Source organism: Phyllobacterium sp. OV277, assembly GCF_900104355.1.
Lineage (GTDB): Bacteria > Pseudomonadota > Alphaproteobacteria > Rhizobiales > Rhizobiaceae > Phyllobacterium.
In genome coordinates this window covers 1-23348 of record NZ_FNIY01000002.1, presented here as the reverse complement: position 1 = coordinate 23348, position 23348 = coordinate 1, and the positions used below count along the sequence as shown (strand labels likewise).

The 23348-nt window shown below is 56.6% G+C and carries 19 protein-coding genes and 1 pseudogene; 11 read left to right on the top strand and 9 right to left on the bottom strand.

All coding sequences use genetic code 11. From position 1 onward, the window contains the following. Positions 1–10: 10 nt before the first annotated feature. Positions 11–1246 (top strand): lytic murein transglycosylase, encoded by a 1236-nt coding sequence (locus BLU05_RS06020; RefSeq protein ID WP_091880082.1) that lies wholly within the window; start codon positions 11–13, stop codon positions 1244–1246. Here the strand turns inward: BLU05_RS06020 and BLU05_RS06015 are convergent. Then, positions 1230–2141: a LysR family transcriptional regulator gene (locus tag BLU05_RS06015; RefSeq protein ID WP_091878582.1), complete on the bottom strand. Its 912-nt coding sequence runs from the start codon at positions 2139–2141 to the stop codon at positions 1230–1232. The two genes, BLU05_RS06020 and BLU05_RS06015, sit on opposite strands and share 17 nt — an antisense overlap. Before the next feature lie 126 nt (positions 2142–2267). On the opposite strand from BLU05_RS06015, the gene ilvD reads away from it, so the two are divergent. The 5 genes from ilvD (at position 2268) to BLU05_RS05990 (ending at position 8114) form a co-directional block, all read left to right on the top strand. Beyond that, positions 2268–3941, top strand: coding sequence for a dihydroxy-acid dehydratase (gene ilvD, locus BLU05_RS06010; RefSeq protein WP_091878581.1), 1674 nt, complete (start codon positions 2268–2270; stop codon positions 3939–3941). Positions 3942–4034: 93 nt separating this feature from the next. Continuing rightward, positions 4035–5033, top strand: coding sequence for a glutathione S-transferase family protein (locus BLU05_RS06005; protein ID WP_091878579.1), 999 nt, complete (start codon positions 4035–4037; stop codon positions 5031–5033). Positions 5034–5251: 218 nt separating this feature from the next. Further along, a complete protein-coding gene (locus BLU05_RS06000; protein ID WP_091878578.1) occupies positions 5252–5803 on the top strand; it encodes a MaoC family dehydratase in 552 nt (183 codons plus the stop codon). Continuing rightward, on the top strand, positions 5803–6966 hold the full coding sequence (locus BLU05_RS05995; RefSeq protein ID WP_091878576.1) for a CaiB/BaiF CoA transferase family protein: 1164 nt from the start codon (positions 5803–5805) through the stop codon (positions 6964–6966). Before BLU05_RS06000 ends, BLU05_RS05995 begins: the two co-directional genes overlap by 1 nt. A 20-nt stretch (positions 6967–6986) precedes the next feature. After that, on the top strand, positions 6987–8114 hold the full coding sequence (locus BLU05_RS05990) for a type 2 periplasmic-binding domain-containing protein (protein WP_091880080.1): 1128 nt from the start codon (positions 6987–6989) through the stop codon (positions 8112–8114). Here the strand turns inward: BLU05_RS05990 and BLU05_RS05985 are convergent. Continuing rightward, positions 8105–8371 (bottom strand): hypothetical protein, encoded by a 267-nt coding sequence (locus tag BLU05_RS05985; RefSeq protein ID WP_091878575.1) that lies wholly within the window; start codon positions 8369–8371, stop codon positions 8105–8107. The genes BLU05_RS05990 and BLU05_RS05985 overlap by 10 nt on opposite strands. A 212-nt stretch (positions 8372–8583) precedes the next feature. Next, positions 8584–9510 (bottom strand): transglutaminase-like domain-containing protein, encoded by a 927-nt coding sequence (locus BLU05_RS05980; RefSeq protein ID WP_091878573.1) that lies wholly within the window; start codon positions 9508–9510, stop codon positions 8584–8586. Between the two features lie 302 nt (positions 9511–9812). On the opposite strand from BLU05_RS05980, the gene BLU05_RS05975 reads away from it, so the two are divergent. Beyond that, on the top strand, positions 9813–9995 hold the full coding sequence (locus tag BLU05_RS05975) for a hypothetical protein (protein ID WP_091878572.1): 183 nt from the start codon (positions 9813–9815) through the stop codon (positions 9993–9995). A gap of 8 nt (positions 9996–10003) precedes the next feature. Here BLU05_RS05975 and BLU05_RS26120 read toward each other — a convergent pair whose 3' ends face one another. From BLU05_RS26120 to BLU05_RS05960, 4 genes are all read right to left on the bottom strand, one after another. Next, positions 10004–10153 (bottom strand): hypothetical protein, encoded by a 150-nt coding sequence (locus tag BLU05_RS26120; protein WP_162700273.1) that lies wholly within the window; start codon positions 10151–10153, stop codon positions 10004–10006. A 105-nt stretch (positions 10154–10258) separates the two neighbouring features. After that, positions 10259–13357 carry an efflux RND transporter permease subunit gene (locus tag BLU05_RS05970; protein WP_091878570.1) on the bottom strand — a complete coding sequence of 1033 codons (3099 nt, stop codon included), beginning with the start codon at positions 13355–13357 and terminating at the stop codon, positions 10259–10261. Beyond that, entirely contained in the window at positions 13354–16464 is a 3111-nt protein-coding gene (locus BLU05_RS05965) for an efflux RND transporter permease subunit (RefSeq protein ID WP_091878569.1), read from the bottom strand. Before BLU05_RS05965 ends, BLU05_RS05970 begins: the two co-directional genes overlap by 4 nt. Next, complete coding sequence (locus BLU05_RS05960; RefSeq protein ID WP_091878567.1) at positions 16461–17813, bottom strand: efflux RND transporter periplasmic adaptor subunit; 1353 nt, start codon at positions 17811–17813, stop codon at positions 16461–16463. Before BLU05_RS05960 ends, BLU05_RS05965 begins: the two co-directional genes overlap by 4 nt. A 187-nt stretch (positions 17814–18000) precedes the next feature. Here BLU05_RS05960 and BLU05_RS05955 point away from each other — a divergent pair, with 187 nt between their 5' ends. After that, on the top strand, positions 18001–19008 hold the full coding sequence (locus BLU05_RS05955; protein ID WP_091878565.1) for an AI-2E family transporter: 1008 nt from the start codon (positions 18001–18003) through the stop codon (positions 19006–19008). 3 nt (positions 19009–19011) lie between these two features. Here the strand turns inward: BLU05_RS05955 and BLU05_RS05950 are convergent, their stop codons facing one another. Further along, the gene (locus tag BLU05_RS05950) at positions 19012–19524 is read right to left on the bottom strand and encodes a MarR family winged helix-turn-helix transcriptional regulator (RefSeq protein WP_091878564.1); all 513 of its coding nucleotides are present in this window, start codon (positions 19522–19524) and stop codon (positions 19012–19014) included. Positions 19525–19642: 118 nt separating this feature from the next. Between BLU05_RS05950 and BLU05_RS05945 the strand changes: the two genes are divergently transcribed. The 3 genes from BLU05_RS05945 (at position 19643) to BLU05_RS05935 (ending at position 23144) form a co-directional block, all read left to right on the top strand. After that, the gene (locus BLU05_RS05945; RefSeq protein WP_091878562.1) at positions 19643–21199 is read left to right on the top strand and encodes an MDR family MFS transporter; all 1557 of its coding nucleotides are present in this window, start codon (positions 19643–19645) and stop codon (positions 21197–21199) included. An 87-nt stretch (positions 21200–21286) separates the two neighbouring features. After that, complete coding sequence (locus tag BLU05_RS05940; protein ID WP_091878561.1) at positions 21287–22135, top strand: alpha/beta fold hydrolase; 849 nt, start codon at positions 21287–21289, stop codon at positions 22133–22135. Positions 22136–22832: 697 nt separating this feature from the next. Beyond that, entirely contained in the window at positions 22833–23144 is a 312-nt protein-coding gene (locus BLU05_RS05935; protein WP_091878559.1) for a hypothetical protein, read from the top strand. A gap of 15 nt (positions 23145–23159) precedes the next feature. Here BLU05_RS05935 and BLU05_RS26370 read toward each other — a convergent pair. Continuing rightward, positions 23160–23348, bottom strand: a pseudogene (locus BLU05_RS26370) (hypothetical protein); the annotation flags it as partial.

Here is a 23348-nt window from a genome sequence, read left to right as displayed (position 1 = left end):
CAAACGCCCGATGAAATCAGTCCTTGGGGCGGTGATAGCCGTACTTCTCTATGCAACAGCTGGTTTTGCCGCTTCCAAGCCTGAAATCGAAGCGCAATTCCGGACGTGGCTTGCCAATGATCTGTGGCCGGAAGCCAAGACGCTAGGCGTTTCCAAAGCGGTTTTCGATGATGCCTTTTCCGGCGTCACGTTGAATTTCGATCTGCCTGATCTGGTTATGCCCGGTGAAAAGCCGCAGACGCCGAAGGAACAGAAGCAATCGGAATTCGGCTCACCCGGCAAATACTTCAACGACAAGACGGTTGGTGCAGTCACATCAGGCGGTACGGCACGAGCCGGTCAATATGCCAAAATTCTCAAAGCCGTTGAGAGCAAATATGGTGTACCCGGCCCCATTGTGCTGGCGATCTGGGGCCGCGAAAGCGGCTATGGCAGCGTCAAGATTCCCAACAATGCCTTTACCGTGCTTGGCACCAAGGCCTTTTTGGCCACACGCAAGGATATGTTCCGTAAGGAATTGATCGCGGCACTGCAGATCGTTGAAAAAGGCTATATCGGCGTCGGCGCCATGAAAAGCTCATGGGCTGGCGCGCTCGGGCAGCCGCAATTCATGCCGACGTCCTATCTCCAGCATGCGGTGGATTTTGACGGGGACGGCAAACGCGACATCTGGAATTCGGTTCCCGATACGCTTGGTTCCATCGGCCATTATCTGGCACAATATGGTTGGCAGCGTGGGCGCGACTGGGGCTATGAAGTTAACGTTCCCCAAAATGTCAGCTGCTCGCTGGAAGGACCGGATCAGGGCAAGCCCTTCGCCGCTTGGTCCAAGCTCGGCATTACTCGCGTCAACGGCAAGCCGTTTCCATCGAGCGAGACAAATCGCGAAGGTTTTCTGCTGATGCCTGCGGGGCGGCATGGACCGGCTTTCGTCGTGACCAAGAATTTCTATGTCATCAAAGAATACAATATGAGCGATCTTTATGCGCTCTTCATTGCCCATGTCGGCGATCGCATTGGCAGTGGCGCCAAGGGCTTCTCGGTTGGCTGGGGTGATGTGGGCGGGCTCTACCGTTCCGATATTGCCAGCTTGCAGAAAGCACTGGAGAAAAAGGGCTATGACGCTGGTGGCGCCGACGGTTTCCCGGGGTTCAAGACAAGGCGCTCCATTGGCGATTGGCAGGCGAAGCAGGGCCAGCCTGCCACCTGTTTTCCGGATAAGGACCTGGTCAAGGCAATTCGCTGATTTTCGCAGCGATAGCTACCAGATGTTTCAGGGTAGGGGATGGATCATCCCTGCGCCAGATCAGCCCGGTTTCGATGACGGGCGGCTCGCCGGAGAGTTTGAGATAACGCACGCCGGTGCGGCCAAGATTTTGCAGCGATTCCGGCACCAGCGCGATCCCCATTCCGGTGGAGACTAGGCTGATGATCGTCTGCATCTGGATTGCTTCCTGTCCGATCAGTGGAGCGGCACCATTGTCGATGTAGTAGCCGGTGATCAGATCATGAAAGGCTGGCGCGCTGCGGCGGGGAAAGATAATCAACGGCTCCGATAATGCGGCGGTGATATCCAGCGTGCCATCGACACTTTTGAGCCTTCCCGATAGCAACCATTCTTCCGGTATGGCGGCCACCAGCTCTTCCTGCAGGAGCGGCAGATAGGTTAGCGAGGCGTGAAGAGCCGCCTGCGGCGGTGGAATGATCAGACCCGCGTGAATGTCGTCCTGCAAAAGAGTTTCGATCTGCCAGTCGCTGGTTGCCTCCTGCAAATTGACGTGCACTTCGGGATAATCAGTTCTGTAGCGGCTGAGCAGTTTTGGCAGCAGGCTGTAATCGGCGGTGCTGACAAAGGCGAGTTTCAAAGTGCCCAGCGTTCCGCGTGACAGTTGCCGGGCGATTGTGGGCAATGCCGCCGCGTCGTCCAAAATCTTCCGCACATGATCAAGCCATTGCGCGCCTGCCGGTGTCAGCACAACACTGCGCTTGGTGCGGGCGAACAATTCGACACCGATTTCCTCTTCGAGCGCGAGAATGGTCTGGCTCAGTGGCGGTTGGGTCATGTTCAGTCGTGCGGCAGCCCGGCCGAAATGCAGTTCCTCGGCAACAGTGATAAAGTAGCGCAGCTGACGCAAATCCATATCGCGTTTGTAATATGGAAAACGACCTAATCAAGCATGAATTATATATTTCACACTTGTTTGGAAACGCTCTAAACAAAAGACGATCGGGTCTTCGAACCAAAATGTCCTTGTGGAGGAACAGCCATGGCAGCCAATGAACGGTCGAAACATATCACACAGGGCGTAGCGCGCTCGCCCAACCGCGCGATGTATTATGCGCTGGGTTATGAGAAGGCGGATTTTGACAAGCCGATGATCGGCATCGCCAACGGCCACTCCACCATCACGCCATGCAACGCCGGATTGCAGCCATTGGCCGATGCGGCGGTTGCTGCGGTCAAGGCGGCGGGCGGCAATCCGCAAATCTTTGGCACGCCAACCATTTCCGATGGCATGGCCATGGGCACGGAAGGCATGAAATATTCGCTGATCTCCCGCGAAGTCATCGCCGATTGCATCGAAACCTGCGTCAACGGTCAGTGGATGGATGGCGTTCTGGTGCTTGGCGGCTGCGACAAGAACATGCCGGGTGGTATGATCGCCATTGCCCGCACCAATGTTCCGGCGATCTATGTCTATGGCGGCACGATCAAGCCGGGCAAATGGAAGGGCAAAGACCTTTCCATCGTTTCGTCCTTTGAGGCGGTCGGGTCTTTCATGGCTGGAAAAATGAGTCAGGAAGATTTTGAAGGCATTGAGCGGCATGCCTGTCCCTCCACGGGTTCCTGTGGCGGCATGTACACGGCCAATACGATGAGTTCCTCGTTCGAGGCGTTGGGCATGTCGCTCATGTCCTCATCGACCATGGCCAATCCCGACGCCGAAAAGGTTGATAGCACAACAGAGTCGGCGCGCGTTCTGGTGGAGGCGGTGCGCCGGGGAATCCGTCCGCGCGATATCATCACCCGCAAATCCATTGAAAATGCCGTGTCGCTGATCATGGCGACCGGCGGTTCAACCAATGGTGTCCTGCATTTCCTCGCCATTGCCCATGCGGCTGAAGTCGAATGGACGCTCGATGATTTCGAACGTGTGCGCCGCAAGGTGCCGGTTATCTGCAATCTTCGGCCATCAGGCCAATATATGGCTGTTGATCTGCATCAGGTTGGCGGCATTCCGCAGGTTTTGAAAATCCTGCTCAATGCAGGGCTGCTGCATGGCGATTGCCTGACAATCACCGGTCGCACCATCGCCGAGGAACTGGTTCACGTTCCAGATGCGCCGCCCGCTGATCAGAATATAATCCGGACCATCGACAAGGCGCTCTATAAGGAAGGGCATCTGGCGATCCTTCGGGGTAATCTGGCAACGGAGGGTGCTGTCGCCAAGATTACCGGCCTGAAGAACCCTGTCATTCAAGGCCCTGCACGGGTGTTTGATGACGAGCAATCGGCGATGGATGCTATTCTGTCGGATAAAATCAGGCCCGGTGATGTGGTCGTTCTGCGCTATCTCGGACCCAAGGGCGGACCCGGCATGCCGGAGATGCTGGCGCCAACATCGGCGATTATCGGGCGTGGTCTCGGTGAGAGTGTTGGGTTGATAACCGATGGTCGTTTCTCCGGCGGGACGTGGGGCATGGTCGTCGGCCATGTTACGCCTGAGGCCTTCGAAGGTGGTGCGATTGCGCTGATCAAGGAAGGCGACACGATCACCATTGACGCCCACAAACAGCTTCTGCAACTGGAAGTGAGCGATGCTGAGCTGGCAGAACGGCGCAAGGCTTGGCAACAGCCTGCCCCCCGCTACACGCGCGGCGTTCTGGCAAAATTTGCCAAACTCACCAAATCTGCCAGCGAAGGTGCGGTCACGGATTAGATTGAGAACAGTCTGTCAAAAGCATGGGCGGTATGAATGCCGCCCATGAAATGCGATCCTGACGCACAATCGAAATCGTCAGGAAATAAGCATATGCCAGCCCTCGTGAATGGACAGTGGATCAAAGGCGACGTTGCCGCCAGTGAAATGAAGGATGGGGCATTCCATCGTGAGCCGACTCGGTTTCGCAACTGGATTACGCCGGATGGCGTGCTCGACAAAGAGGGCACTCCCACCTTCAAGGCAGAGGCTGGCCGTTATCAGCTTTTTGTATCCTATCTTTGTCCCTGGGCTTCCCGGACACTGATCTTTCGGCACCTCAAAGGGCTGGAAAACATCATCAGCGTGGCAGTGGCTGAGCCTGCCCTGGGGGAAAATGGCTGGACATACACCAATCTTGTCGATGCGGGGTCAAAGGCACCGCCGATCCATTACCTGCACCAACTCTATACGGCTGGTTTGCCCACTTACACCGGCAAGGTTTCTGTTCCGGTGCTCTGGGATCGTCAGGAGGGGCAGATCGTCAATAATGAGTCGGCTGATATCATCCGTATTCTGAATTCCGCATTCGATGGGCTGACCGGGGATCGCAGGGATTTTTATCCGGAGAGCTTGCAGCCGGAGATCGAACGGTGGAACGCGCTCATCTATGACAATATCAACAATGGCGTGTACCGTGCCGGGTTTGCCAAGATGCAAGGAAGCTACGACGAAGCGGTGAGGGATGTTTTTGCGGCGCTTGATCGTGTGGAAGCACATCTGGCCGATCATCGGTATCTGGCAGGACAATATCTAACCGAAGCCGACTGGCGTCTGTTTGTGACGCTGGTCCGGTTCGACGCTGCCTATAATGGTGTTTTCAAATGCAACATCCGGCGGTTGGAGGATTATCACCATCTGTCCAATTATCTGCGCGAACTCTATCAGTTCGAAAATGTGCGCGAGACGGTGAAGATTGATCACATCAAGACCGGGTACTATTCCATCGCCTCGGTCAATCCGACCGGCATCGTTCCGGCTGGGCCATTGATTGATTTTGATCGGCCGCATGACCGGGAGCGCCTCATCGGCAAAGGCATCGTCCTGCGTTAGAGCGCTGACTTCAGCCGTTTTGAACCAAAGCCCGATGGCTGGATAGAAATATCCGGCCATCGGGCTTTTTGCATTGCGGCCGCTTTTTCTCTCGTTTTATGGCTTGTCATGAATACCCATATGTGAAAATATTATTCACAAAAGAAGATTGAGGAGGATCGCACCATGGGACGCCAGTCCATTTTTGAAAGCCTGAAGAGTGCCTTTAAGGTGCCGCTGTGAGTGATTTTGCGCCCACAGTCGGCGTGTCCTCGACACAGCCAAAGAACATGCCAGCCGATCATGCGGCGCTGCCGGTCTGGAATGCGGAAAACTGGTTCTATGAGGATTGGCCCGTCGGGCAAAAAATACGCTCGCTGCGCCGAACCCTATCCGAAAGCGACAGTCACCTCTTCAATACGCTGGTCACTGACATCCACCCCTATGTGCAGGATCAGATGTTCGCGGAAAGTGAGGGCATATTTGGCAGACGGCTGGTCGCCGGGGCATTTGTCTTTTCCGCTGGTCTCGGACTTGTCGCAACCAATTGCGTCAATGCTTTTTCCTATGGCTATGACAAGCTGCGTTTTATCAAGCCGGTCTTTCTCAACGACACGATCTACACCATCCGCACCAATCTGGATAAGCGCCCGCGCTACAAGGAACTTGGGCTGATCCGCGCCAGCTACGAGGTGTTCAAGAACGAGGGTGAACTGGTTCTCTACTGTGAGCATCTGCAAACGGTGAAATACCAGACCCCCGCCGATTTTATTGGAAAGACTGAGAAATAATGACCACGGATAATGCTGATCTGCCGCTCGCCGGGCTGCTTGTCGTTGATATGAGCCAGTTTCTGTCAGGGCCTTATGCCTCGCTGCGCCTGATGGATCTGGGTGCGCGGGTTATCAAGATCGAGCGCCCTGACGGTGGCGATCTTTCCCGGCGGCTTTATTTGAGCGATACGGAAATCGGCGGCGATTCGACTATTTTCCACGCGATCAACCGCGCCAAGGAAAGTCTGGCGATTGATCTGAAAAGCGAAAGCGATCTCGCCTCATTGCGGACACTTCTCGGGAAAGCTGATGTTCTCATTCAGAACTTCCGTCCCGGTGTCATCAAGCGTTTGGGCCTCGATTATGAAGCTGTTAAGGCGATCAACCCGCGTCTCGTCTATGCCGGGATTAGCGGCTATGGCGAAGAGGGTCCGTGGGTCGGGCGTCCGGGGCAGGACTTGCTGGCGCAATCGCGCTCGGGCCTGATGTGGCTTAATGGCGATGAAAGCCAAGGGCCTGTGCCATTCGGGCTTGCCGTCGCCGATATGCTGGCGGGCGCCGCGACGGTTCAGGGTATTCTGGCTGCACTGGTAAGACGTGGCATCAGCGGCACCGGAAGTCACATCGAGACAAGCCTGCTGGAGTCTCTCATTGATTTCCAGTTCGAAGTGCTGACCACGCATCTCAATGATGGCCGCCGCCTGCCCAAGCGCTCGGATTTCCGCAGCGCCCATGCCTATCTCTCCGCGCCCTATGGCGTTTATCCGACCAAGGACAATTATCTCGCCCTTGCCATGACACCCCTGCCAAAGCTTGCCGACCTTCTGGGCCTGGATGAACTCGCACCTTACCGCGATACACCCGCCAGCTGGTTTACCGCCCGTGATGAAATCAAGCGGATCATCGCCAATAAGCTTGCAACTGAGGATACGGATCACTGGCTTTCAATTCTTGAGCCCGCCGATATCTGGTGCGCGAAGGTGCTGAACTGGGAAGAACTGATGGCGAGCGAGGGCTTCAAGGTGCTCGACATGCTGCAGACCGTCGAGCGCGAGGACGATGTTTCCATTCTCACGACGCGCTCGCCCATCCGGGTGAACGGCAAACGGGCAAAATCCGACCGGGCGGCGCCGCGTATTGGCGAGCACAGCGAGGCGATCCGCAAGGAGTTCGGCCTGTGAGCACGATCACGTTGAAGGGCATGACGTGGAGCCATCCGCGTGGCTACGATCCCATGGTTGCCTGCTCCAGACTTTGGTTTGAGAAGACTGGAATTACCATTGAATGGGACAAGCGTTCGCTTCAGGATTTTGAATCCTTTCCCGTGGAGGAACTGGCGCGCACCTATGATCTGATCGTGATCGACCATCCGCATGTCGGGCAGATCACGGCTGAGCATTGCCTTGCTCCGCTCGATGTTCCGGGGCGGGAGGCAGAGCGCGCCGCGCTACTCAAGGGCAGCGTCGGGCAATCCTATCCGAGTTATCATTGGCAGGGCCATCAATGGGCCTTTCCCGTTGATACGGCGACGCAGGTCTGCGCGTGGCGGCCTGATCTTCTGAAGCACGCACCCAAAACATGGGCCGAGATGTTGGTTCTTGCCAGAGAGGGCAGAGTTCTTCTGCCGCTCAGGCCACCGCATTCCCTTATGACGTTCTACACCCTGTGCGGTAATCTCGAAACTCCCTGCGCAACAGCATCGGGCCAATTGATCAATCGGGAGCACGGTATGCATGTTCTGGAAATGATGGGCGAGATCAGTGCCCTTGTTGATCCCGCCTGTTTCGAGATGGACCCGATTGCTGTACTTGAACGCATGGCCAAAACCGGATCAGAAATCGCCTGCGCGCCCCTGATTTATGGCTACGTCAATTATGCAATCAAAGGCTTCCGCCCCAATCTCGTTGCTTTTGCCGATATTCCTGCTGCGGGTGAAAATGGCCCGGCTGGGTCAGCACTTGGTGGAACGGGTATTGCAGTCTCTGCATTTTCCGGGCATCGCGCTGAGGCCATTGATTTTGCCTACTGGATAGCCAGCGGCGGCATACAGAAAAGTCTTTATGCGGAAGCGGGCGGCCAGCCCGGACATGCGGATGCGTGGGAAGATCAAGCGGTCAATGCCGCCACGTCAGATTTTTATACAGCAACACGCAAAACGCTTGAGGCTGCATGGGTGCGTCCACGCCACAATGGCTATATGGCGTTTCAGCAATCAGCATCGGAACGCCTCAATGAGGCTTTGCTGAAAGGACACGGCGCGGGACGGGTTATTGATGATCTGAACGCGCAGTTTCTGCGCAGCTTTAGGGGCCTCGCCAATCAGGCATAGCGTTTCTCAGGTTCGACGTCCGCCCCATTGACAGCCGGGTGGGCATTGACAGCGGTGATAACCGCCAGAGCAGCAAGTGAATTCACACTGCGATTGCCGCGATTGAATGCCGTCATAACGGTTTCGGCGATGATTTTCGCTTCCTCATTTGTGCTGGATTTCACGAGGAGTGTTGCCGCCGCCTTGTCGTAGGCCGCCTGCATCAGGTCCCAATCATCCTGCGAATAGGTCGGTCCTGGTGGATTTGCGAAAGACATGGGGAGTATTCCTTCCCTGAAACGAATGAAAACCCCGCGACAGGAAAAGGCTAGTCGCTCAAATGTGGCATGGCAATTCGAAACGATTTCCTGGTACTCTGAAAGAACTTACCGCAGTGCAAACTGGCAACCCGCCTATCGGAATATGGCAAATCCGGACAGTGATTATGAGCCGGCTTTACCCATGTATGGGTGGGTGATTCGAGCCATCGCTACAAACTGCTTTCAGCATCTGTTCTTGCCTGAATATGCCTGGAAAGACGGGACCACCGCTGACTGAACCATGGAGTGACCAAAGATATTTTTTCAAAGCGCTGGCTGGAAAAGGACGGATCAGTCTCCTCAAAAGTCCAGACCTTGAAGTTTGTCAGTTCGTGCGGCCCGAACGTATGGATGAGCGGAATATCGGCGGCATCGCGGCCACGCGCCACAACAATCCGTCCGATACGGCGCGTGTTGTGGCGGGCGTCGAATGTGTGCCACTGATCTCCGAGATAAACCTCGAACCACGCGTTGAAATCCATCGGCGCGGGATCGGCAGGAATGCCAATATCACCCATATATCCATTGACGTATCGCGCTGGGATATTCATGCAACGGCAGAAAGCAACGGCGAGATGCGCGAAATCCCGGCATACGCCGACGCGCTCTTCATGGGCCTGTGCGGCAGTCCGCGTGGCACGGGCAAAACCATAGCTGAAAGTCAGCCGCTGGTTGACGTAATCACAGATGGCCTGAACCCGCGACCAGCCTGGCTTGACATTGCCGAACAGGCTCCATGCCAGATTGCTCAGCTCATCCGTTTCGCAATAGCGGCTGGCGGACAGAAAGGCGAGACACTCGGTAGGCAGTTTGTCGACGGTCAATTCCTGTGCATTTTCGTCAATGGGGTCAGGCAGTCCGTCATCCTCTACAACAGCATCATATTTCAATGAAAGATTGCCCGCCGGAGCCAGAAGACGCAGACAGCTATTGCCGAAAAGGTCGTGGAAATTCTCCAGTTTTACCGTGGGCGACGCTGACGGTCCCCTCTCGCAAACAATATCGGAAAGTCGTCCCGCCTCCAGATTGAGATAGGTCGTCATCGGCGTTGGTTCGTTGCACTTGATAGCAATTTCATATCCGACACGGATCAACATGGCGCATCCTTTTGGGGTTTTGAATGGAACGCGAGAAAGGAGTTTGAGTTCCTGCCATGCCCAATAAAATTGTCGATAAATGCAAATGGGCTTTGCTCAAACCCGCGCCGAAAGGCTCTTCAGTCTTTGTTGACTATAAGATTGTAAAATTTGAAACGAATGCCGCCTCGGTCCGTTATCTCAGCAGGCCCAAGCATTGCTGGAAGGGTGATAGGCGGGTGCAGAAGCATAGGCTTTTGAGGTGTTTGGCACGCGTCGGCAAATGAGTACCGATCTTGCTCCAGAAATGGATGGGAAGGGTCATGGCTGTAAAACATGGAATGCCGCATCAACCGGTTGCCACGGTCATGCGCACACAGATTACCAGGCAGGATTTTCGCAATGCCGTCCAGTCCTCCCAGCTTTCTCAGGCTGACAAGGATCTTCCCTCGCAGTTCGTTGATCTGCTCAAGCGCCTTGAAAAGGCGGAGAAGCGCAAACAATAATGAGTGGCTCAGTTGTTGCGTGTGTCCTGCATAACCTTGCCCTGATAGGCGAGGTGGGCGTCCCGGCCGTATTTGGCCGTGTAATTGACAAAACTGCCGAAGGACAAGGCAAAAGCCATGAAAATGAAAAAGACAATGCCAAGACGCTGTACAAGCATGACAGATACCCCCGTGGAACTGACACAAAGGTATGGGTTGCAACCTGAACACGCGTAGAACCAGCCGTTCATCCCGCGTTTCAATTTATTAAAATTTTACAAATTTTATGGCCGTTGCCCGGCAGCTATGGGTTTCTCTACCGACCAGCGTTCGTGCAGCCGTGCCAGCATCAGATAGATGACTGGTGTGGTGTAGAGGGTGAGCACCTGCGACACGATGAGCCCGCCGACGATGGTAATTCCAAGCGGACGCCGCAGTTCTGAACCGGGACCGGTCGCAATGATGAGCGGTATGGCACCCATGATGGCGGCAAGCGTTGTCATGAGGATTGGCCGGAAACGCTTGAGGCACGCCTGATAAATCGCATCCTCCGCCGACAGGCCATAGCTTCGCTCGCCCTGTAGTGCGAAATCCACCATCATGATGCCGTTCTTCTTGACGATGCCGATCAGAAGAATGATGCCGATAAAGGCAATCAGTGTCAGCTCCGTGCCGGTTATGACCAGTGCAAGCAGGGCGCCAAGCCCGGCAGAGGGCAGGGTGGATATGATTGTCAAAGGGTGGGCGAGGCTCTCATAGAGGATGCCCAGCACGATATAGACTGTCAGCAGTGCCGCAAGAATAAGCAGGGGTTGGCTGCCGGTGGATTGGGTGAGTGATGCGGCGTCGCCCGCAAACTCCGCGTGAAGTGAATCGGGAAGATGCATGCCGAGAACAGCTGTTTGTACCGCATTATTCGCGTCCTCAAGCGATGTCCCCAATGCCAGATTGTAGGAAATGGTGACGGACGGAAACTGCCCCTGATGATTGACGACGAGGGGCGCAAGGGTGCGCTCGATTTTGGCGACACTGCTGAGCGGCACCTGTATGCCGCCGGTTCCGGTCACATGCAGATTGGCGATTTGCTCAGGGTCGAGCGCGTAACCGGCATTGGCTTCGATCACCACCCGGTACTGATTGCGCGCCGAGTAGATCGTGGAGACCTGCCGCTGTGAAAAAGCATTGTTGAGCGCGCTGTCTATATCGCCGATGGCCACGCCCATGCGTGCAGCAGCAACCCGGTCTATCGTCACATTGGCCTGCAATCCATTGGGCTGGCGGTCCGTTGCCACATCGGTCAAACCGGGTTCCTGTTTCAGGCGGTCCAGCACCTTTGGCGCCCATGTGACAAGTTCACTGTAATTGGCATCCCATAGGGTGAACTGATATTGCGACTGGGTCGAACGTCCGCCCGCGCGGATGTCTCCCGGCGAGAACAGGAATGTTGACAGCCCCGCCACGGAGGCAAGCGATTTGCGCATACGGTCGATGACGATGGCGGTCGGGTCGCGTTCCTTTTCCGGTTTCAGTGAAATCAGCAATTGCCCGCGATTGACACCAGATGAGAACCCGCCGCCACCGACGGAGGAGCCAACGCCAGCAACAGCCGGGTCTTGACCTGCAATCGCTGCCGCCTGACGCTGCAGGTCCACCATGGCCGGATAGGAGATATCGGTTGAAGCCTGCGTACCGCCCATGATGAAGCCGGTATCATCAGACGGAAAGAAGCCTTTTGGGACTTTGACATAGAGAAAAGCTGTGATGGCAACGCAGGCAAAAATGACAAGCACGGCCAGAACACGGTGATAGAGGACACTTTTCAATGTCCGGCCATAAAAGGCGATCACAGCGTCAAGCGTACCTTCGACTATACGGCCGAAGGCGCCCGGACGGGCATTGGCATCATGGGCTTTCAGCCTGTGTCCGCAGATCATCGGCGTGACAGTCAGGGATACGACCGTGGAGACAAGAATGGTGAAGGCAAGGGTCAGCGAGAACGTCTGGAAGAAACGCCCGACGATACCGCCCATGAAGAACAGGGGAATGAAGGCGGCAAGCAGCGACACGCTGATGGAAACGACAGTGAAGCCAATCTGCCGCGCGCCTTCAAGCGCTGCCCGCATCGGCTTCATGCCTTCTTCAAGATTGGCATAAATATTCTCGATCATGACGATCGCATCATCGACAACGAATCCAACCGATACGGCCAGTGCCATCAGGGACAGATTGTCGATGGAAAGACCCCAGGCCCACATGGCGGCAAATGTGCCAGCGAGCGACAATGGTACGGTCACACCGGCTGCCATGGTCGGGGTGGCGCGCCGCAGGAAAACCATGACAACCGCCATAACAAGACAGATGGTGGCCAGAAGCGTCCACTGCATATCATTCACACTGGCATGGATGGTCGTGGTCCGGTCTGAGAGAACCGCAATATCAATGCCCGGCGGTATCAGTCGCTTCAGATCGGGCAGCAGCGTTTTCACCGCATCCACGGTGGCAATGACATTGGCATTGGCCTGTTTGGTGATGTTGAGAAGAACCGAAGGCTTGCCATTATACCAGGCGTCCGACCTGCTGTTGCGCACGCCCTGCTCGACAGTGGCGATATCAGAGAGGCGAACAGCCGTCCCGTCGCCGCTGCGGATGATGATCCGTCCGTAATCCTCGGTTGTTTTCAATTGCGCATTGGTGCCAATCGAGAAAGCAAAATCACTGCCATCGATAGAGCCAACGGGTTCGGCCACATTGGCATTGACGATGGCGGTGCGAACCGTGTCGAGCGACATGCCCATGGCCGCAAGGCGATCAGGGTCGAAGCGGACGCGGATCGCCGGTTGATCCGCTCCGCTGGCTGTCACTTCGCCAACCCCTTCCACCTGTGAAATACGCTGGACGATGACAGTATCTGCCGCATCATAAATAGCACTGGCAGAGACCGTATCGGATGTCAGCGCCAGAATAAGCACGGGTGCTGCCGCCGGATTGACCTTGCGGAAACTGGGCAGTGACGGCAAGTCGGAAGGCAGGTCCGTAGCAGCTGCGTTGAGCGCTGCCTGCACGTCCTGCGCCGCCCCGTCGACATCGCGCGAAAGGTCGAATTGCACCGTAATGTTGGTGGAGCCGAGCGAGCTGACCGATGTGAGTTCCGTAACGCCAGCGATGGAACCGAGGCGCCGCTCCAGCGGCGCGGCAACGCTGGCGGCCATGGTCGCAGGGTCGGCGCCGGGGCGGCTGGCGGAAACGCGGATCGTCGGCAGATCAACGGAAGGCAGGCTTGCTACAGGCAGAAAACCATAGGCGACAATGCCGAGCATCAACAGACCCAGCGCCAGAAGCGTGGTTCCAACAGGTCTGCGGATGAACGGTTCGGAAAAGTTCATACGCCGCCATCCGCTTCAGGGGCGGGTGTGCCGGTTGGTCGGCCGACGATGCGGCTGCGCAGCCGTTCGAAGCCGAGATAGATGACCGGCGTTGTATAAAGCGTCAGGAGCTGGCTGAGCACGAGACCACCAATAATGCTGATGCCAAGCGGAATGCGCAGTTCAGATCCGGTTCCTTGAGCCAGCGCCAGCGGCAGGGCACCGAAAAGCGCCGCAAGCGTGGTCATCATGATCGGGCGGAAACGCAGGATCGATGCTTTGACAATCGCTTCGCGCGGATCAAGTCCTTCGGTTCTTTCAGCTTCAAGCGCAAAGTCGATCATCATGATCGCGTTCTTCTTCACGATACCCATGAGAAGCACGATGCCGATGAGCGCAATGATCGACAGGTCCTGCCCGAACAGCATCAGGGCGACCAGTGCCCCGACACCCGCCGATGGCAGTGTGGAGAGAATGGTGATGGGATGAATGGCGCTTTCGTAGAGAACGCCGAGCACGATATAGATCGTGATGATGGCAGCAAGAATGAGCCAAGGCTCGCCCGCGAGTGAACTGGCAAATTCCGCCGCATCGCCAGAATATTGCCCACGGATCGACTCGGGCAGGGCAATGGCCTTTTCAGCCGATTTGATTGCCGTCACCGCGTGGCTTAGCGAGGCTCCCGGTGCAAGATCGAAACTGACGGTGACAGCAGGAAACTGCTCGTCATGGCCGATAACCAATGGTGCCGTGGTGAACGAAGCGGTGGCAAACGCGCTCAATTGCACCTGCGCATCCCCGGTGCCGCTGACATAGAGTTTGTCGAGCGACTTCGGGTCCGCCTGATATTGCGGCGAGGCTTCAAGGATGATCCGGTATTGATTGGCCTGTCCATAGATCGTGCCGATCTGGCGCTGACCGAAAGCGTCATTGAGCGTGTCGCTGACCGCCTGCATGGAAACGCCGAGCCGCGAGGCGGTTTCCCTGTCGACATTGACGAAAATGCGCCCGCCGCCCATTTCGATTTCCGAAGCCACATTGATCAGAGCCGGATCGCGCTGCAATTCCTTGGCGAGCCGCTGCGCCCAGTCCACCACCATCGCGGTATCGGTGCCGGTCAGCGTATATTGGTACGGCGCACGGCTGGAACGGGTGCTGATGCGGATATCCTGCACACTCTGGAATGTTACCTGTACGCCGGGAATGCCAGTGGTCTCTGTTCGCAGCCGGTCGATAATCTGCGCGGCCGAATCCGACCGCTGGTCCTGTGGTTTCAGCACAAGGCTGAGCGTGCCCGTGTTGGGCGTAAGATTGGTCGTGCTGGTTCCAACGACCGAAACAACGCCTGCAACATCAGGGTCCTGTCGCAGCCTGTCGGTAACAATAGCCTGGGTGCGTTTGATCGCGTCGAATGAGGTTGTTGGCTCGGTTTCGATGATCGCCGTTATCAGCCCGGTATCCTGTGAAGGCAGAAATCCTTTGGGGATGATCACGTAAAGCGCAATCGTCGCTGCAAGCGTGACAGCCGTCAGCAGCAGCATCAGTTTGCTACGATCAAGCGCCCAGAGCAGGCTGCGGCGGTAGCCCTCTATGACCTTGTCCATCCACTGGTCGATGCTGTGCAGGACGCCCCGGCGCTCGCCTTCCTCTTTGCCACGCAGGATGCGGGCACACATCATGGGTGTCAGCGTCAGGGAGACGATTGCCGATACGACGACGGCGATGGTCAGGGTCAAGGCAAATTCGCGGAACATGCGCCCGACAATGCCGGTCATAAAAAGCAGCGGGATGAACACTGCGATCAGCGAGACGGTCAGGGATATGATGGTAAACCCGATCTCGCCCGCGCCCTTTAGGGCAGCTTCGAGCGGGCCTTCGCCGTCTTCAATATGGCGAACAATGTTCTCAATCATCACAATGGCATCATCGACCACAAAGCCGGTGCCGATGGTCAGCGCCATCAGGGAAAGATTGTCGAGGCTGAAACCTGCAAACCACATCACCCCGAACGTCGCGACAAGCGACAGGGGAAGCGCAACACCGGCAATGATTGTGGCACGCACGGTTCTCAGGAAGATGAAAACCACAAGAATGACCAGTGCGATACTGATTGCCAGAGTCAATTGCACATCATGGATGGACGCGCGGATTGTGTTCGTTCGGTCGTTTACCACATCCAGCGTGACCCCTGCTGGCAGGGCTTGTTTGAGACGCGGCAATTGCTGCAGCACGCGGGCGACCGTATCGATGACATTGGCACCGGGCTGGCGCATCACATCGATGACGACGGCAGGCTCGCCCTGATACCACGCGCCAACACGGGAATTCTCCAACCCTTCAACAACAGTTGCCACATCTTTGAGCAGGACCGGGGAACCGTTTTTGTAGGCAACAATGATGGAATTATAGGTCTGTGGATCAACAATCTGGTCGTTGGCTGAAATCGTATAGGATTGATGTGTGCCATCGAGCGCACCCTTGGCACCCGCAACGCTGGCATTGGTGATCGCGGTTCGAATATCCTCTAGCGCAATGCCATAGGAGGCAAGACGCGGCAAATCCGCCTGAATGCGCACGGCCGGGCGCACGCCGCCCTGAATATTGACATTGCCGACGCCCGTGACCTCGCTCAGGCGCTGCGCCATCATGGTATCGGCAAAATCGCTGAGATTGCGGATGGAATAGCTCGTGGACCGTAAAGCGAGGGTGATAATGGGCGTATCGGCGGGGTTCACCTTGGCATAGGTGGGCGGGTAGGGCAGGGTTTTTGGCAGCAGGGAACCGGCAGCATTGATCGCCGCCTGCACATCCTGCGCGGCACCATCGATATCCCGGTCGAGATCAAATTGCAGGGTTACCTGACTGATGCCGAATGCGCTTGATGACACCATTGAAGAGAGCGAGGGTATTTGCCCCAGCTGACGTTCAAGCGGTGCAGTGACGAGCGACGCCATGGTGTCGGGGTTGGCACCTGGCAATTGTGTTGTCACCTGTATCGTCGGAAAATCCACCTGTGGCAGCGGCGCTACCGGCAGGGCAAGATAGCCGAGAATACCGCCCAGCAGCACTGCAATCCCCAGAAGCGAGGTTGCAATGGGCCTGTGGATGAAAGGTGTCGAAACACTCATTTCGGGGTCCCGCTATCGGCCTCTCCGCCGCTTGCACCACCGCTCTGCTGATTGCGTCGCTTATGCTGCTTTTCGCCGCTCTTTGCAGTTCCACCCGGTTGTTTGCCATCATCAGCCGGTTTTGCATCAGGAGCAGGCGTCGTTCCTGCATCCGTAGCGCTGGTGACCTGAACCTTGGCGCCGTCCTGCAATCGGGCAAAGCCGGTGGTGACGATTTTGTCGCCCGCTGCAACACCTTCCGTAATCACGGCCTGCACATCATCCTGTTGCCCGACTGTCACCGGATGCATGGCAACCGTGTCACCCTCCTGAAGCAGATAGACAAAGGTTCCCGTGGGGCCACGCTGCACCGATGCGGTGGGTACGACAATTGCCCCGTTCAAGGTCTGCACCAGCAAGCGCGCATTGACGAAAGCGCCCGGCCAGAGGACGAGCTTGTCATTGGGAAAGTTTGCCTTGAGCTTTACGGTTCCCGTCGTCGGATCGACCTGATTGTCGATAACAGCAAGGGTGCCACTGTCGATGACCGTCTTTCCGTCTCCCGAAAGCGCCTGCACGGGGAGGGTATTGGCCGCGCTTGCCACATTGATCTTGGCCAGCCGCTGCTGCGGGATCGAGAATTGCACCGAAATCGGCTTGATCTGCGACAGTGTCACGATACCCGTGGTATCGGATGTGCTGACAATATTGCCGACATCGACATTGCGGATACCGGTGCGCCCATCAATGGGTGCGCGGATAATCGTGTAATCCAGAGTTGCCTGCGCACTTTCAATCGCAGCCTCGTCGGATTTGAGCTGCGCCTCATATTGCGCGACCAGCGCGCGCTGCGTGTCCGCCTGTTGCTGCGTGCCAGCATTGGTCTGGGCAAGGCGGATATAACGTTCAAGGTCGAGCTTGGTATTGGCAAGAAGCGCCTGGTCCTGCGCCTTCTTTGCGGTGGCCTGATCCAGCTGGGCACGATAAATGGCGTCATCAATGCGCGCGAGCACATCGCCCGCCTTCACATCCTGCCCTTCCTGAAACTCTATGGCGGCCAGCTTGCCGCTGACCTGCGAACGCACGACGACAGAGTTGAGTGGACGCACTGAACCCACGCCATCAATATAAACAGGAACATCAGCGGACTTGGCCTCGGCCACAAGAACAGGCGTGGGGCCAAGGCTCTGGCCGCCGCCGCGCCGCCCGCCGCCACGGCGGCCGCTTTCCTGCTGACCACCACCCGGCGAGGCAGCATTTTGCGTTGTCGCGCCGGGTGTTTTCCACCAGCGTTCGCGCGTCACATATGCGCCCGCGCAAAGGGCAGCAATGATCAGGATCACCACCAGAGCGCGCGTTTTCGATACCATTCACTCACCTGTTCATGTCTTCCCTCGAAAGGGTCTAAGAGAAACAGTACATTAGCGGGTAATGGGGTTGCATGGAAATTGCCGCCGCCATTAAATTTTGTCCACGTTTACGCGGCTTTCGCTTGCGCCGGAGAGGCTTTCAAGGCTAGGAACAAATTGAAACAGATAGCCTTTCTCAAGGTGCAACTTGCTGACTGCCACAAGGCTCTACATCGCGTCTTTCGCGTTGACGCTCATCGCTCTCTTTGCTGTCCTCCAGCTTGGGCTGCTTTCGGCCCTTCTATCGGGACTTCTCGTCTATAATCTCGTCCATCTTGCGGCGCCCGTGCTTGGTAAGCTTGGTGTTTCCAACAGCTTGACCAAGACATTGGCGCTGGCGCTGCTGGCGATTATTTTCATTCTTCTGATTGTTGCAGCTGTCGTGAGCGGCCTTGGGCAATTGACCAATGGTTCCGAAGGCGTTGTCTCGCTATTCAAGAAAATGGCCGAGATCATGGATACGGCACAGGTTCATGTGCCTGACTGGGCGAAAGCCTATTTCCCGTCCAACCTTGACGAATTGGAATCCATTGCCGCCAAATGGCTGCGCGAACATGCGGGCCAGTTGCAGCTTGTCGGTCGTGATTTCGGCGTGCTGATCGTCCGCGTCATCGTTGGAATGGTGATCGGCGGCATGATTGCGCTAAGCTCGGTGAATATATCGCGCACGCCGGGTCCACTGGCCCTAGCGCTGGTCGAGCGGGCGAGCGTGCTCAGCGGGGCGTTCCGCAATATCGTCTTTTCGCAGATCCGCATATCAGCGCTGAACACATTCCTGACAGCGATCTATCTCGTTGTCATCCTGCCGATCCTTGGCGTGCATCTGCCACTGGTCAAGACGATGATCGTCGTCACTTTCGTGGCCGGTCTTCTGCCCGTCATCGGCAATCTGATTTCCAACACGATCATCGTCATTGTCGGGCTCAGTGTGTCGTTTATGGCGGCGTTCGGCTCGCTCGCCTTCCTCGTCGTGATTCACAAGCTCGAATATTTCCTGAACGCCCGCATTATCGGCGCGCGGATCAAATCCCGTTCGTGGGAATTGTTGTTGGCGATGGTGTTTATGGAAGCGTGGTTTGGCGTGGCGGGGCTCATCGCCGCGCCGATCTACTATGCCTATCTGAAAGACGAGCTTACGGCGCGCAAGCTCATCTGACGCTTATTCGCGTGATGCAAACAATGCTTCGAACCCGCTGACGTACTTTTCGAAAAGGCGTCCGAAGATTTCGATTTCTTCGGGCGACCAATCAGCAACGATGCCCTCGACAATGGCCTGCTTTTGCAACCGCAGTTCGGCGAGAAGCCGTTGTCCGAGCGGTGTCATGACAACGACAATGCGCCGCGCATCGGCCTGCGAGGCTTTCCGGCGCAGCACATTCTTGGCAACCATTTCCGCAACGATACGGCTGGCGCGTGAGGGATCGATCCGCAATGTTTCGGCAATCAGGCCAACCGTGACTTCACCGGAGATTTCCCCGCGCCTGACCGCATCAAGCACATCAAGGTGTGTGAGTTCCAGCCCCGGCGCAACCTTCTGAATGGCAAGACGGCCAATCACCCGCCGTCCTGTCATCAGCCGCATACGGGTCATAGCATGGCCAATGCGCAGGAGATCGTCATCTGTCCCGGTTTCGGGCGTTTCGATTTCATGTGTCACTAAAGTATCAGTCATGATTCAACCATAACAGATGCGCACCGGGTTTAAAATATGCAAAAAGCATTCCGCTGCTGTTGACATATGTATGCTAATAGCACATAAATTGCGCCAATCAAACCGGATACCCCATCCAATGGACCAGAATAATTCCTTTGAGCCGCTCGTCGCGGACCCGCGCAAACGGCTGACTCTCTTCTTCTTTCTGATGGCCGCCATGTTCATGGCGACGCTGGATAATCAGATCGTCTCAACCGCCTTGCCGACTATCGTTGGTGAATTCGGCCAGCTTGAGCGCTTCGCCTGGATCGGCTCTGCCTATCTGCTCGCCATCAGCGCGGTCATGCCTGTCTATGGCAAGCTTGGCGACCTGTTTGGCCGTAAATATGTGATGATTTCGGCCATCTTCATTTTCACGCTCGGCTCCGTCGTCTGCGGCCTTGCGATCTCCATGAACACGCTGATTGCCGCACGCGTGCTGCAGGGGCTTGGCGGCGGCGGGGTCATGGTCTCGATCTTTTCCGTCAGTGCTGACCTGTTTCAACCGCGCGAACGCGCACGGTACCAGAGCTATCTCAGCCTCGTCTTCATCGCCTCTGGCGCTATCGGGCCGGTTCTGGGCGGCACGATGAGCGATCTTTTTGGCTGGCGCTCGATCTTCCTGATCAACCTGCCGATCGGGCTGATCGTCCTCGCCGGGCTGATCTTCATGCTTCCCTACCGCAAACCCGCCCGCAAGCCGAAGATCGACTATGCCGGTGCTGTCCTGCTTGCCCTGACGACGACAAGCCTTGTGCTTGCGGCCGATGGCGGCCAGCTGTTCGGCTCGTTGCTGGCGCCGCAGACCCTCGGCATTATCGGCTTCGGCATTGTCTGCGCCATCATATGGGTTTTTGTCGAGCGCCGCGCGCAGGAGCCGATCATTCCGTTATCGCTGTTCCGCAATTCGACCTTCACATTGTTCGTGATCATTTCGGTTGCCAGCGGTTGCATTGCCATCGGCATGGTCAATTATTTCGCCTTCTTCCTGCAGACGACGACGGGTCTGTCGCCATCGATGGCAGGGCTGCTGTTCATCCTTTTGACGGGTGGCATTGTCGGCGGCTCGCTATTTACGGGCCGCGTGATCTCGATGACGGGCCGCTACAAATATCTGTCAATGGGTGGCCTGGCCATCAGTACCGTTGCCTTTGGTCTGTTCACGCAGGTTCATGCGGGAACTCCCGTGGTTCTCATCGGCCTCCTGATGCTGATGCACGGTGTTGGCATTGGCATGGGGCAGCAGATTCCGATTATCGGCGTGCAGAACGCCGCCGGAAGTCGCGATGTTGGTGCAGCGACTGGCTCGGTATCGCTGGCACGCATGGCCGGAGCCTCGATTGCCATCTCGGCCTATGGAGCGATTATCGCGGCCAATATCTCGCATGGGGCGGTCAACATTCCGGGTGTCGGCAATATCGAAGAATTGACGCCCAAGATGATGGCGGCACTGCCAGCGGAAGCAAAGCAGATGCTTGCCGATAGTTATGCCGCAGCATTCAGCCCGCTGTTCCTGACAGCCGCCTGCATTGCCCTGTTCGGCTTGCTGATGGCGACGCTCCTGAAGCCGGTGCAGTTGCCGAGCGCGGGCAAGCCCAAGCCGGTTGATCCTGCCATGCAGGCCAACGAAGCCATTGCGGAGGCGGCGGAGTAGTCCGCCTCCGGCCCATTGCGGCGCTGACTGAAAAGTGCTGATCTTGCTGCTCACCCACTGCAATCATTGCAGGAAATGGAGAGCATCATGAAACTCAAATCAGTCGCCGCCGCTCTGGGATTGTTGTTTGCCTTCGCTGTGACAACGGCGCTTGCCGCCGAGCGCTGGGAGCAACTGCCTGATCCCGCACCAATGCCAGCCGCCGTCAAAAGCGGCACCGCGCCTGTTAATGGCATTCAGATGTATTATGCGGTCTATGGTTCCGGCCCACCGGTGCTGCTTATCCATGGCGGGCTTGGCTATAGCGATGTCTGGGGCGGGCAGGTGGCTGATCTCTCCAAGGACCATATGGTTATCGTTGCCGATAGCCGCGGCCATGGCCGCTCCACCCGCAATGCCGATCCGTTCAGCTACGATCTGATGTCGTCAGATTACCTTGCTTTGCTCGATTATCTCAAAATCGACAAGACGGCGCTGGTTGGCTGGAGCGATGGCGGCATTATCGGCATTGATATCGCCATTCATCACCCGGAGCGCCTCACCAAAGTATTTGCGCAGGCCGCCAATACCAAGATCGACGGCGTCAAGCCGGATGTGCTGCAGAACAAGACCTTTGCGGGTTACATCGAAAAGGCTGGCGGGGTTTACAGGAAAATTTCGCCGACACCGGGCGAATATGATGCCTTTGTCGAGCAGATCAGCGGCATGTGGGCCAGCGAGCCAAACTGGACCGATGACGACCTGAAAAAAATCAAAACACCAATTGCCGTCGTGCTTGGTGATCATGACGAAGCGATCACCCGCGAGCATACGGATTACATGGCCAAAACCATTCCCGGCGCCAAGCTGGTGATACTGGATAATGCCAGCCACTTTGCGATGCTGCAGGACCCGGCGGGGTATAATAAGGCCGTGCGGGATTTTATTGACAGGTAGGTGATCCCTGCAAGGCTGTTGGTTGGTGGTCGTGGTTCGTGGTTCGACAAGCTCACCATGAGGGAGAGGGGTGATGCAAAGGTAATCATAATGGCTGCAGAATATGGCTCCCTACAAACCACCTCTCCCCGTCATCCTCGGGCTTGACCCGAGGACCCACGGCAAAAGAGATCAAACGAACGTGACCACTCGCGCTTTTAAATTATGGGTCCTCGGGTCAAGCCCGAGGATGACGGAGTGGGGAGGGATGATGGGGAGCTACAGTCTGCAACCATTTTGATCTGCAATCTCTGCGATTATCTTTGCATCACCCACCTCCCTCATGGTGAGCCTGTCGAACCACGAACCACGAACCACGAACCACGAACCACGAACCACGAACCACGAACCACGAACCACGCCAAGCTCAATAAGTCTGCATACCAGTAGTTCTACCAGTTCCACCCCCGTCACATTCCAATTATGGTCCGCAATGAGACCGCTCGAAATGGATCGGTCTTGGGGTGTCGTAACCTCTCGCAGGCGGCCTTGTGCTGCCGTATACTGCACTTCCCGTTCTATGATCGGGGAGGCGCCAGCGTATGTTCAGGGGGCAACCCTAAAGGCTGGCGCGCTCTTCCTGCGAGAGTTACGAACTCCCCGGTCACCAGAGGCTTAGCCTCCGGTGGCCACTTTCCTCTTGGACAAGGGAGTGCGCATGAACGATTACAATTTCTGGGCTCATCTGCTCGATACATTTCAAGCCTCGCCGGATTTGATCAAGGCGATATGGCTGCTTATACCTCCCGTCTTCGTGCTGGGGCTGCTGGCACTGACGCTGCGGTTTCGGATCGACAGCAAGCTGGCGGACAAAGCGCCGGATGGCGAGTTGGTCTATTCAGTCCACCGCGATAAGCAAAACCGGGTTCATATTATCAGCCATACCAAACAACTGGAGGGCAGCTCGCCGCTTCTCCTGCTCGACCCGGTCCGTACTGACCAAGCGGAGCCCGATCTCATCGACAAATAGAGCGCGTTTCCCGCGTCACGCGGCACGCAGCGGGACGATGTTGGTTTGGTTTGTATCAGCAGGTTCGGTGCGTGGTGGTCTGGTTTTCGACCCTGCCACCCAGTGCGGGCTGCCGCCGGAATCCATGGTCACGCGCAGAAAGACGTGGGTTCGGCAATCGGCCCACAGCTCGCTTGGCAGCTTCAGTGAACCGTTGGTCCATCG